We start from the raw sequence: 12,171 nt of genomic DNA on the forward strand, positions 1-12,171 counted from the left end.
CATGGACATCCAGGTTCTGGGCGTCGGCGAAGCGGCCGACCCCTCCTTCGCCAATTCCTCGCTGATCGTCGCCGCCAACGGCTTCCGCCTGATGATCGACTGCGGCCATTCGGTGCCGCCCGTGCTGTGGCGCGAGGTGCCGGACCCCGACGCCATCGACGCGCTCTATTTCACCCACCATCACCCCGACCATTGCTTCGGTCTGGTGCCGACGCTGATCCGCTGGACCGACGACCGCCGCAGCAAGCCGCTGGACATCGTCACCACCATCGGCGGGTGGAAGCAGCTGGCCCTGCTGTTCCAGGCCGGCGCCACCGATCCCGAGCGGTCGCTCTCCTTTCCGCTGCGCTGGATCGAAACCCCGGAAGACGGCACGCTCGGCCCCTTCCGCCTGCGCACCGCGCTCACCCGCCATTCCATGCCCAACCGTGCCATCCGGCTGGAAGCGGGCGGCGTCGCCTTCGCCCATTCCGGCGACGGCCGGGCCACGCCCGACTCCGAAGATCTCTTCCGCGGCGCCGACCTGCTGTTCCACGAATGCCTGACGCTGGAACCGGACCCGCTCCAGCCCTTCCACGCCGCCTTCAGCCAGCTGTCCGATTTCCCCGAGCGGCTCGGCGTCCACGCGATGCGCCTCTATCATGTCCGCATGGGCGAACGGAACCGGCTGGCCGCCGCCTGCGCCGCCGACAAACGCATAAGTCTCGCCCAGCCGGAGGAGCGGATCACTCTCCAGGCCTAAACACCCGCAGCCTGACCCGGCGGTCCGCCGCGATCCCGGTCAGGCCAGTTGCGGGATGGCTCCGGCCTGCCAGCGGCGGCGGATGACCGCGGTGCGCTTCTTGCCGCTGGAGGTCTTCTCGATGGTTCCCTTCGGCACGACGGCGATGTCGGTCGGCACGAAACCGAAGCCGTCGAGGATGCAGCGCCGGATCGCTGTCAGCCGTCCGCTCACCACCGGCGGCGGCGACGTGGCGTTTCCTTCGACCAGCAGCACCTGACGCGGCCCGCCGGGCTCGTCGGCGGCGAACAGCACCGCGCGGCCGGGGCCGACGAAGGGCAACGATTCGACCTCCAGCTCGACATCGGCGGGGATGACATTGCGGCCGCCCACCACCAGCATCTCGTCCTTGCGGGCGACGAAGAACAGCTCGCCGTCGTGCAGGAAGCCCAGATCGCCGGAGCGCATCCATCCCCGGCCAAGCGCCCGCTGCGTCATCGCCTCGTCGCGCCAGTAGCCGGGGGTGAGGCAGGGGCCGGCGACCGTGATCTCGCCCAGCCTCATCTCGCCGAGCGGACATCCCGCCTCGTCGCGCACGACGAGGTCGCAGGCATCGTTGGGCCTGCCGACCGAAACGAGGTCCAGCGTTTCACCGCCGCCACCGCAGCCGTTGCCACCGTCGGCCAGCACCCGGCCCCCCGGAGCGATGCGCACGCGCAGCCGGCGCAGCCCCGGTTCGCGGCTGTGGGTGCAGCCCAGCGTGTATTCCGCCATGCCATAGCCGGCGCGCAGCTGCGACGGCGGCATCCCCAGCGGCGCCAGCACCGCCGCCGCCTCGTCCAGCACCGCCGGGCTGATCTTCTCGGCGGCGACATAGAGGATCAGCGCCGACAGATCGCAGCCGCGGCCATGCAGGCGGCGCACCCCGCGCAGCGTCGCCGCCAGCACCGAACTGGTGGAGAAATTCAGATCGCTGCCCCGCGCGGCCATCGCGGCGAACCAGCGCGCCGGATTGCGCATGTACCAGGCGGGGGGTGCGACCATGGCATCGGCGCCGGTGAACAGCGGCAGCAGGATGCCGATGAACAGCCCCATGTCGTGATAGAAGGGCAGCCAGGACGCAATCGAGCGCGGCGGCCGGCCGCTGCCGGCCGCCGCATAATTGTCGGCGAGCTGGCGGAGCTGCGCCATCGCCATGGCGTGGGTGACCATCACGCCCTTGGGCTGCCCGGTGCTGCCCGAACTGAACTGGATCAGCGCCAGCCCGTCGGCCCTGCACTCGCCATCGCCGCCGGTCGGAGGCGACCGCTCGAGCGGCGCCTCCAGCGCCTCTACCGTGGTCAGCAAAGGGTCGAGCTGCGGAACGACGGCGGGACGGTCGGTCACCACCAGCCGCGCATCGCTTCGCCGCGTCACCTCCAGCAGGAAGCGCAGGAAGCCGCCGGCCCTCTCCGAAGCCGTCTCCAAAACCGCCCCCGACCAGGGCCGCAGCGGCACCGGCACGGCTTGCAGCTGCCACAGCGCCAGCAGCAGGCAGATCGCGGCCGAGCCGGTGTCGAGCAGCATGACCACGCGGTCGCCCGGCCGGATGCCGCGGGCCGCCAGCCCGGCCGCCAGGACGCCGGAGCGGGTCCGCAGCTCCGAAAGCCGCCGGTCCATTCCTTCGGCGGGAAAATGCCACAGCGGGTCGCCTGCGGTCCCGCCATGGTCGAGCCAGTTCAGAAGCCCCGTCATCGCCGCCTCACACCGCCCGCACGGCGATGGCCGCATTGACGCCGCCGAAGGCGAAGGACTGCGAGACGGCGGCGCCGAAGCGATGGGCGCGCGCCTCGTTCGGAACGCAGTCGATGTCGCAGTCGGGGTCGGCGCCCTGGTAATTGACGGTCGGCGGCGCCACGCCGCGGGCGAGGCCGAGGATGGTGGCGATCAGCTCCAGCGCACCGGCGGCGCCGAAGGTGTGGCCGATCTGCGATTTGGTGGAGGACATCATCAGCCGCGCCGCATGGGGACCGAACACCGCATGGGCCACCGCCGTTTCCACCCGGTCGTTCAGCGGTGTCCCGGTGCCGTGGGCATTGAGATAGCCGATTTCATCGGTGTTGAGTCCGGCATCGGCCAGGGCCTGCATCACGGCCCGGACCGGGCCGCGGATCGTCGGCTGCACGGTGTCGGTGGCGTCGCTCGACATGCCGAAGCCGGCGATCTCGGCCAGCACCGGGGCGCCGCGCCTGTCGGCGGACTCCATCGTCTCGATGACCAGGATGCCGGAGCCTTCGCCCAGCGCCAGCCCGGAGCGGCCGGTGGAGAAGGGGCGGCAGGTGTCGGAAGCGATGGTCCGGGCCGCGTCGAAGCAGCGCATCACCGCATAGATGACGTTGGCCTCGGTCCCGCCGGTCAGCGCGCGGTCGGCATAGCCGTGGCGCACCATCATCGCCGCCTGCGAGATGGCGTGCGACCCGGAGGCACAGCCGGTGGCGACGACGAAGGACGGCCCGAGGATGCCGTGCTCGATGGCGATCATGCCGCAGCAGGCCTGGTGGTTGGTGCGCGGCACCGTGGTCGGATGGGCGCGCGGCCGGCGGTTGGCGAACAGGTGGATGGCCGTCTCCTGGCGCGACAGTTCGCCGCCGCCGCCGCAGCCGAGCACGATGGCCGCGTCGGTCAGGTCGGCGGAGGTCAGGCCGGCGGCGGCGATGGCCTCCCGTGCGGCCAGCAGCGCATACTGCACGAAGGGTTCGCAGGTCAGCAGCTGCGCCTCGCTGAAATGATCCAGCGGCAGGTAACCGACGACGGTCGCGGCGGGACGGACGACCTCCATCGCCTCGAAGGTCCGGCAGGTGGGCTGGATGGCCGTGCGCGCCTCGGTCACGCCCTGCCAGAAGGCGGGAAGGCCGACGCCGAAGCCGGTGACGGCGCCCACGCCGGTCACCACCACCCGGTGCGAGCCGTCGGGGCGGCGGTACCGACCGCCTGTCATGCCGTCACCTCTCTGGTGGCGGCCAGACGCCGGACCAGCACCTCCAGCTCGCCGCAGGTCTCGAAGACGTCCAGCCCCTCGTCGACGATGCCGACGCCGAACATCTCCTCGATCTCGAAGGTGATGGTGATGACCTGGATCGACGCCAGCCCCAGCCGGTCGAAACGGGTGTCGGGAGTGAACTCGGTCTCGCGCAGGCTGGGCACGACCTTGACGATACAGTCCTTGATACCGCCCCAGACCGGGCTGTCGGCGAAGGGGGTGGAGTCGGGCATCGGGGTTCCTTCGGTTGAGGTCGATCGGGGTTCGGGACGGCGGCGGCGCGGGGCCCGGTCAGCCGGTGGTGACCGGCAGGTCCAGCTCGCTGGAGACCGGCGCCTGCCCGTTACCGGAGATGGTCAATGTTAGCACAGTCGAGGCCGATGGCGCTGTAATGGTTGTCTGCCCCGTCTGTTTTGTCGTGTCGAGTGGAACGGATATCGCGGTTTGGTTGCCGATTGCCAGGGTTGCCGACGTCGCGTTCAATGTCTGGTAGCTGACCGTCACGGTCGCGCCGGGGGTGGCCGGGCTCGGCGTCGCGCTGAGGAGCTGGACCTGGAGATATGGCCCCGGACCGAGATGGCCGACCAGTGGCCCGCTTCCCGCACCCGGACCATAGGCGGTCAGCGTGTAGTCCTGACCGCTGGTGCTCAGGGTCGGCGATCCGGGAGACGGATTGACCACGTTGTAGGTGACCTGGGTCAGGGTGGCGTCGGTGTAGCGGAACCAGCGGATGCGCACCGGGTTGAAGGTGACCGTCGCCGTCCGGTTGACCGGCCCCTGGTAGCCCAGCGCCTGCAACGAGAAGGTCACGCTGGACTGGTTGCCGGTCAGGTAGTTGCCGGGAACCACGGGCTGCTGCCCCTGGGCGCCGACGCGCTGCGCACCGCTGGGGGTGGACAGATAGAGCGGGGTGACGGCGTAGGTGCTGCTCCAGCTCAGCACCGCGCTGGCATCGGTGTCGATCGGGCCGCTGGGGTCGCAGGACAGCGTGGCGCTGACCGGCCCGAGATAGGCGGTGGTGACGTCCTGCTTGAACTGACGGTCGTCGGTGTAGAGCTGGAGCGTGTAGATCGTCTGTGCCTGCGACACCGGCATCTGCAGGCTGTCGGTGAAGCTGCTGCCCTGCACCGGGCGCTTGATGTTGCCGGGCTGGATCAGCACGTAGCTGCCGCCCGAAACCGTCCAGTTCAGCGTCGTCGACTGCCCCTGCGCGACGGTGATCGGGTTGGCGTAGAATTGCTGGATCGCCAGCGGCTGGTTGGTCTTGGCGATGGTGACGGCCGTGGTGCCGCCGCCGGTGAAGCTCTCCTGGACCGGGAAGGCGGCAGTGCCGACCGCATCGTTGACCACCAGATTGTTGAAGTAGACCGACAGGCTGGCTCCCGCCGCCAGGGCCGGGCCGGTCAGCTTGATGTAGGGCGGGTTGGTGCTGAAGAAGGGCAGGGCCAGCCACGTCGGGGTGCTGGTGGTCACCGAAACCCCGCCCAGGCTGGTGGCGATGGCGTCGGCGCCGCTGCCCACCGGAATCTTGACGTAGATGGTCTGGGTGCCCGTCAGCGCGGTCGTCGCGTTGGGGTTGGTGACGGTCAGCGTCGGCGCGGTCGTCGCGCCGATGATCAGGCTGTTGGGGTCGAACCGGTATTGGTAATAGGGCGGCGTGGTCGCCGTGGGGGCCGCTGCCATGGCTTTGTACCTCTCGTGGAACTGCATGTGGGCGAGTTTCTGGTCGGCGACGGGCCGGGTCGTCTTGAGCGAGCCGCCGGACTGGCCGCTGGAGGGGCCGCTGGCGGGGGTGGGCACCAGCCCCAACCAGCCTTCGCGCGCCGCCGGTATGGCCGTCGGCAGAAGCGCCTGGGGCTGGCTGCTCTTCAGGTTCGCGACCGTCTCCCACACGGTGACGCCGGTCCTGGCGATCCACGACCAGGTGCCGGAGACGTTGCCGGGCAGCGGCATCTGCACCTCGCGCGGGTCGATCAGCAGCGGCCCGACGCGGAAGGTGGCCAGCAGGGTGTTCATCGCCGAAACGACCCCCGGCGGCAGCGAAACCGTCTCCACCGGCAGGATGCCCGAGACGGCGGGGATGGAGCCGCGCGGGTCCATCAGCACCGTCAGCCGGTGGACCGGCCCGTCGGGCAGCAGGGGGAAGGACGGGTCGGGGTTCAGATAGCCCGAGCTGGTGGCCGGGCTGCCCGCCGCCAGCAAAGTCGGCAGCCGCGCCATCGCCCGGCCGAGGTTGCTGCGCGGGTTGCCGGTCCGCGAGGACAGGGCGCGGCGCACGGTGCCGAAGGCGGTGTCGAAGCCGCGCAGCGGATTCAGCAGCGAGTAATCGTCGTCGAGGAAGAAGCCGAGCGCGCCGTTGCCGTCATAGGCGATGTCGCCGACATAGACGGGGAAGGGCATGGCGGTGACGCCGCCGTCGTCGTTCTTGCCGGTGGCCGCCCAGGACTGGTCGCAGGCCGGGTCGCCGTCGAGATGAAGGGCGATGTCCGCCCGCACCACCGCAACCGGCTGCCCGATCAGCACTGCGAGATTGTCGCCGTCCGGCTGCGGCGTCGCCGTGGTGCGCCACAGCGTGACGTCGATCACGTCCAGCAGATCCTGCAACGCCTGATCGCCGGAGACCGGCCCCTGGGCCAGCAGCCCCTGCACGAATCCGAGAAGATGGGCATTGCCGATGGCCGGCGGCGACCCCAGCGGCAGGTTCAGCCCCGGCGCCGGATCCCAGCGGATGCCGCGGCCGGTGTCGGTCTCCACCGGCAGGATCTCGCCCAACGGCGTCCCGTCGGCGGCGAACACCTGCACGCTGTTGTCCAGATGGTTGGGCAGCAGCCAGCCGGCGACCGGGCTGGTCAGATTGGACGAGTTGGTGGGGATCGCATCGTCCTCGGCGTCCAGCAGAGTGAGCGCCACGCGGGCCGGCTGCTGGATGCGCGGCGCCACCTGGACGAAGCGCTTGTTGTCCTGGCCGCCGGCATCGGGGGTGGCGACGCTCTTGGAGCGGATCGGCAGCACGTCCTGGCCGGGGTTGGTGGTGCGCAGGATCTGTCCGAAGGCGTCCACCACCCAGAGCTGGTTGATGACGTAATGGCCGGACCGCACCGGGTAGAAGCCCGGCGCGCTGCCGTCGGTCCCGCTGCCCGGCAGCGGCACGACGGACGGCGCCAGCTCCAGCCAGGATTCGACCGCCGGGTCGTCGCTGGTCAGCTCGGTCATCTGGCCCTGCTGCATCAGCATGAACCCGCCGAAGCCGCTCAGCGCCTCGGTGACGATGTCATACTCGGCGATGTCGGCGGCGGCCTGGGTCAGGGCGTCCTGCTGGTACTGCGGCAGCTCGTCGAAATTGGGATTGAGCGTGACCAAATCGTTCAGCTTCTCCGCCAGCCCGGCGGCGATCTGGGTGCCCACCAGCGACCGGCCGCTGATGGTCTCGCTCGCGGTGCCGATGGCGGTGCCGGTCCAGCTGTAGTCGAACCCCTCCAGCGTCCAGCCGTCGAGCATGCCGGCTGCGGCTGCGGCGGTCGGATACCAGGTGACCTGCCAGTCGATGTAGAGCGGCGTCCAGGGCGGCGACCAGGGCAGCACCGACCGCTTCAGCGGCACGACGCCGGTGAAGCCAACGGCGGCCCCCACCGTCTCCTCGGTGTAGGGGGTGGCGGGGGTGGCGTTCCACGGTGCGGTCTGCTGAGCGGCGATGGTGGCGGCCAGCGTGTCCAGCTGCGCGGATGTCGGCGTGACCCCGGCCTTCTGATAGGCAATGGCGGCCAGGAAGCGCGCGTTGGAGGTGTCGAACAGCATCACCTCGACCAGATAGTCGGTCATCTCCTTCGGCACGCCGGAACTGGCCGGCGGCAGGGTGGGGACGCGGCTGGTCAGGTCGTTGGCATCGATGGTCTGGGTGGTGCCGCCGACCGGTTCGATCACCGTCAGCGCAGACACCGTCTGGCCGGTGAAGCGGCTGAACAGGCTGTCCTCGGGGCCGCCGTCGGTTCCGGGCGGCAGCAGGCGGGTGTCCTGCTGGGCGCCGGCCACCATGACCGTCGTCGCCGCCGGGGCGTGGAACCGCGTGTTCCCGTTGCTGGACAGCACGAATTCGCTGCCGAGCAGGCCCAGCAGGGCCGTTTTGTCGACCTCGACGGCGGCGGCCTGGGCGGTGCGCTGGGCGTCGAGCGTCGTCAGCGTGGCCATGACCGCGTCGATGGCGTCCTGGACCGTCTGGGTATCCGGCGAGAAGGGGCCGAGCTGCTGGAGCTTGTAGACCAGCGCGAAGAGCTGCCAGACATTCGAGGCGATCAGCTGGCTGGTGCCGTCGAGCGCCGCCTGATCGTCGTTCAGCGCGGTCAGCGCCTGGGTCTGGGCCGGCGACAGGTCCACCGTCTGCAGGGTCCGGCCGCGGTCGGAGGGATCGTAGTCGGGCCGCGCCACCAGCCAGACGGTGCCGCCGTCGGCCTTGGCGAAGCGCGCCTCCAGCGTCCGGGTGGCGAACACCGAGGGCTGCTGGAGATAGTCGAACACCAGATCCTGCTGCACCGCGAGGATCAGATCCTCCAGATCGGGCTGGTTCAGGATGGTGGCCATCCAGGCGGCGATCGCTTCGACGCCGGTGCTGCCGACGGCGACCGACACCGGATTCTGGCCGTTCAGCACCGGGTCGCGCGGGTAGCTCTGCTGCGGTCCGTTCCACGCCATGTCGAACACCATGCCGTGGCACAGCGTCTGGCCGGCGAGCTGCATCTGGATCGCCGGGATGGTGGCACCCCCGCTGATCGGATTGGCCGCCTGCCAGTCCTGCCAGGCCGCCTCCGCCGCCGCCAGCCCGGACTCGCCATGGACGTTGAGCAGCAGCGTGTTCAGGATCGACTGCCACTCGTCCTGGGTGGTGAAGCCCTGCGGGTCGGCGTCGGTAACGCCCAGCAGCGGATCGAAGCCCGAGGGGCTGTACCAGCCGAGCATGGCATAGGTGACATTGCCCGCGGACACGTCCGACAGGCTGTCGTAGAAGCTCAGCACATTCAGCGTGTTGTCGTAGGTGACCACCCAGCTGACGGAGCCCGGCCCGACCGACCGCAGCAGCGGCTGCGCCGGACCGGCGGGATTGGTCCAATTGTCGAAGGTGAAGGCGCGGCCGACCCACTGGGTGTTGCCGGTCTGGACGGGATCGGGATAGGTGTTGCTGCCCTCCCCCATGTCGCCCAGGAAATCGCCCTGCAACACCCACACGGTGAACACCGGAGCGGCGCCGGGCGTCGTCACCACCGAGCGGGCCACCAGCCAGCGGTTCGGGATCGGCGGGAACAGGACCGATCCGTCGGGCTGCTGCTGGCCCTGGCGGTAGCCCATCGGCAGGGTCGCCTGCAAATGGGCGCCGGTGCCGGGCGGGGCGTTGGCGGGACGGAGCTGGAAGGGCTGCGGCTCGGGATCGACGTTCGCCGGGACCTTGCGGTAGTCGATGCCGAGGGCGGCCCAGCTGCCCTGCTGGTTGGGAACGCCGACCAGCAGGCATTCGATGCCGATCGGCACGAACAGGCTGGGACCGGGCCACAGCGGATCGACGATGGTGTCGGACGCGGCGGCGGCAGAGGCGGCGGCGGTGTTGGACTGGGTATCCGTCATGGTCTGCGCTCCGATCAACCCGCGATCCGGCCCACGGCGGGGGCGGTGGACTCAGCCGGGGCGGTAACGCCCCATTGGCCCGTTGGGGCGCTGACGCCCCACTGGAAGGACTGCATGCCGGCCGCCCGCACCATCTGCACGGCGAACTCGGCGGCGGTGAAGGTGCCGGCGCTGTCCAGCGCGCCCAGCGTCTTCATGGCCGTCTGAAGCGACGCGGCCGAGGCGGCGACGTCGAGCACGCCGGCCGCCGCACCGCTGCGCATGGAGACCGCCGCCTGCTGGCCCTGGATCTGCTGGCCGGCGGGATAGCCGCCATAGCCGAGTCCGCGCATGAAGCTCATGTAGCCGCTGGGGAAAGCGGTGGTCGGGCGGACGCCGAAATGCAGGCTTTCCGGCGGCTGGAGGAAGTTCACCACCCGGGGCAGCCCGTCGAACAGGGCGATCAGCACATCGTCCGACAGGCGGTCGAGCCGCAGGAGCGGCAGCTTCTGGGTGGCGGCATCGTCGGCATAGGCGCTGACCTCCACCCCCGGCCAGCCGGAAACCGCGGCCGAGCGGATCAGCAGCCCGGTGATCGGGCCGGTCGCCGTTCCGCCCGCGGCGCTGGATTGGGCCGCGGCGGCCTTCAGCGCGGCACCGGCCCGGCTGTGGCCGCTGGTCGCCTTGGCGCGCAAGGACGGACGCACCGTCGAGCTGTGCGACAGCGCCTGATCGACCAGCTGTTCGATGGTCGCCATCATCTGCACGGAATCGGCGCTGGTCGACAGCCCGATGCTCACCGCCCCCTCCAGCAGCCGGTGGATCCAGTTGAGGTCGATATAGAAGAAGCGGATCGATTCCTTGGGCAGCATCCGCCCGTCGGGCGTGATGTACTCGAACGGCACGCCGTAGAGCAGCGCCGCGCGGGCCAGCCAGTCGATGACGGCGGCAGGCGGGTCCGGCAGCTCGACGGTGGGCTGCGTGGCCGCCGAACCGGAGGCGGCGGGAGCGACGGCGGCCGGCAGGGCAACGCGGGCGTGCGCCGGGCCGGAGCGCAGCGCGGCCAGCGCCGGGGCGGTCGCCGTGTCGATGAGCGCCTGCAAGGTGGCGGCGCGGTTGCTGATGGCACGGTCCATGACGATCACTCCGCGGAAGGGCCGAATACGTGGTCGAGCAGCGCCTCCAGCGGATCGGCGGTGCCCGCCGCGGACTCCGCGGCGGCGGCAGCCTTCACGCCGGCTGCCCTCAGGCCGTTACTTTGCAGGCCGGGAGCCGCCGCGACCGGCGGCCGGTCCTCGCGGCGGGTCCGGCGGGGAATGCCGGACAGGCTTCCGCCATCGGCGGCGGGAACCGCCACCTCCCGCCCCGCCAGCCCGGCGAACGCCTCGGCCAGCGCCACGGCAGCGGTCTGGTGCGAGAGGGCCAGCGTGCGCCCGCCGCTCCCCGGCCCGGCGGCCGGCAGCGCGCGCATCGTCTCCGCCGTGACCGGCAGCGCATCGGCGACCTGCCCGAGCACCACATTGGCGGCGACCGCCTGATGGAATTCCTTGCGCCACAGGAACATCAGGCGGGCGAAGGTGGAGTCCGACAGGGCGAGCAGCCGGCCGATCTGCCAGGCGGCGGCCTGCGACACGTCGAACAGCGCCGTGGTCGGGTCGTAACGGATCGCCTGATCGCTGAAGACGAACGGTCCCAGCCCGTCGGCCTTGGTCGGCACCGCGCTGGCCGGGCCGCGGTACCAGGCCGTCGCCTGCTCGCCCACCCGCATGCGGTAGGTCAGCGGCACATAGCCCATCCCGAGCCCCATGACGGCGATGGCGGACGGGTCGTCGGCGTTCCCGTTGCCGGAGGCCGGGATCGGCAAATGGGGCATCTGCACCAGATCGACGCCGCCATTGTCGGGCAGGGCCTGCATGATCTCGATGAAGTCGCCCTTGGAGACATCGGCCTGCACCTTCCACCACGCCAGCGACGCGAAGCGGATGGTGGTGTAGGTCGAGGGAATGGTGCTGCCGGCCAGATGGTCCTGATGCCCTTCCAGCGAGACCAGGAACAGGTAGTTCACCGCCCCCGGCTGAAGCGTCCGGTTGCCGACGACGATGGAGAACGTGCCATCCTCGTCGAGCCCCAGGATCTCCTTGTGATCGGTGTTGACCTCGCGCACATGGGCCAGCCAGGACAGGTCGGCCAGCGTCGGGGCCACCGACTGGAACAGCGTCACCGGCAAATCCAGCAGCAGCAGGCCCGTCTGCATCTCGGCCTGCGAGACGCCGGACAGCTGCGGTCCCAGCACCGCCGGGTTGGTCGGCTGGACCAGATCGGACACCGTTCCGCTGTGCACGGGCGAGGGGGCGGCGACCGCGCCGGCATCGCCGCCCAGCTCGGCGGCGGTCACCGTGAGCAGGCCGATCCACGGTGCCGGAACGCTGTCCGCGGGCGGGACGCTGCCGTCCAGCGTGCGTTCCCACGGCAGCGTGCGCCGGCGCAGCACCACGTTGGGCAGCGTGTTCTCCCAGGAGCCCGTCTGGTTGGCCGGCGGCATCACCGATTGCAGGTCGCCGGGCGCCAGGGCGAAGCGCGGCCCCTGGATCTGCAAGGTCTGCACCGCCGTGTAGGTGGGGGGCGTGTCCTGATCCTTGATGCCATCCACGGTCTGGGTGGCGCTCAGCCGATAGGTCCCGGCAGGCAGCGGCGGCAGGGCCGCTTCGCTGAACCGGATCTGGCCGGGTTGCAGCGCGTCGCCGTCACCGGCCAGCGCGATCGCGTTCGACATGTGGGATCCCCTTCCTCACGAACCTGTCCTGCCAATCGCCCCCACCCCGCCGGGGCGGGGGCACCCGCA

The 12,171-nt window shown here is 70.6% G+C and carries 7 protein-coding genes; 1 reads left to right on the forward strand and 6 read right to left on the reverse strand.

Going from position 1 to position 12,171, the window contains the following annotated elements; all coding sequences use genetic code 11:
• Window position 1 precedes the first annotated feature (1 nt).
• On the forward strand, window positions 2-742 hold the full coding sequence (locus VH569_RS22970; RefSeq protein ID WP_423318211.1) for an MBL fold metallo-hydrolase: 741 nt from the start codon (window positions 2-4) through the stop codon (window positions 740-742).
• A 39-nt stretch (window positions 743-781) separates the two neighbouring features.
• Here VH569_RS22970 and VH569_RS22975 read toward each other — a convergent pair whose 3' ends face one another.
• The 6 genes from VH569_RS22975 to VH569_RS23000 are packed head-to-tail and all read right to left on the reverse strand — an operon-like array spanning window position 782 to window position 12,102.
• Entirely contained in the window at window positions 782-2,455 is a 1,674-nt protein-coding gene (locus tag VH569_RS22975) for an AMP-binding protein (protein ID WP_423318213.1), read from the reverse strand.
• A gap of 7 nt (window positions 2,456-2,462) precedes the next feature.
• Window positions 2,463-3,698 carry a beta-ketoacyl-[acyl-carrier-protein] synthase family protein gene (locus tag VH569_RS22980; RefSeq protein WP_423318215.1) on the reverse strand — a complete coding sequence of 412 codons (1,236 nt, stop codon included), beginning with the start codon at window positions 3,696-3,698 and terminating at the stop codon, window positions 2,463-2,465.
• A complete protein-coding gene (locus VH569_RS22985; RefSeq protein WP_098736733.1) occupies window positions 3,695-3,973 on the reverse strand; it encodes an acyl carrier protein in 279 nt (92 codons plus the stop codon). The genes VH569_RS22980 and VH569_RS22985 overlap by 4 nt, the downstream gene beginning before the upstream one ends.
• Before the next feature lie 58 nt (window positions 3,974-4,031).
• Window positions 4,032-9,350, reverse strand: coding sequence for a hypothetical protein (locus VH569_RS22990; protein WP_423318217.1), 5,319 nt, complete (start codon window positions 9,348-9,350; stop codon window positions 4,032-4,034).
• Window positions 9,351-9,364: 14 nt separating this feature from the next.
• Window positions 9,365-10,465 carry a hypothetical protein gene (locus VH569_RS22995; protein ID WP_423318219.1) on the reverse strand — a complete coding sequence of 367 codons (1,101 nt, stop codon included), beginning with the start codon at window positions 10,463-10,465 and terminating at the stop codon, window positions 9,365-9,367.
• A gap of 5 nt (window positions 10,466-10,470) precedes the next feature.
• Window positions 10,471-12,102, reverse strand: coding sequence for a hypothetical protein (locus VH569_RS23000; protein WP_423318221.1), 1,632 nt, complete (start codon window positions 12,100-12,102; stop codon window positions 10,471-10,473).
• Between the last annotated feature and the right edge of the window lie 69 nt (window positions 12,103-12,171).

Origin of the sequence: Azospirillum sp. 11R-A, from assembly GCF_049472615.1 — a bacterium.
GTDB classification, from domain to species: Bacteria; Pseudomonadota; Alphaproteobacteria; order Azospirillales; family Azospirillaceae; genus Azospirillum; species Azospirillum palustre.